General features: G+C 73.2%; 1 protein-coding gene. It reads left to right on the forward strand.

Annotated features, from left to right (window positions below; all coding sequences use genetic code 11):
* Window positions 1-224 (forward strand): autotransporter domain-containing protein (locus CP49_RS39440; RefSeq protein ID WP_156438900.1); only part of this gene is annotated, 224 nt, incomplete at both ends.

Here is a 224-nt window from a genome sequence, read left to right on the forward strand (position 1 = left end):
GCCACGCTGGCGCCGTCGCGGGGGTCGACGGCGCTGTTGATGACTGGCGCTTCGGCTTCGCGGCGGGCTATTCGGACTCCGCGGTCGGCGTGGACGCGCGCGCGAGCTCGGCCTCGGTCGACAGCGGCCACGCGGCGTTCTACGGCGCGGGCAGTGCCGGCGCCTTGAGCGTGCGCACCGGCATGGCCTACTCGTACCACCAGATCGACACCACCCGCACCATC

Source organism: Bradyrhizobium valentinum (genome assembly GCF_001440405.1).
GTDB classification, from domain to species: domain Bacteria; phylum Pseudomonadota; class Alphaproteobacteria; order Rhizobiales; family Xanthobacteraceae; genus Bradyrhizobium; species Bradyrhizobium valentinum.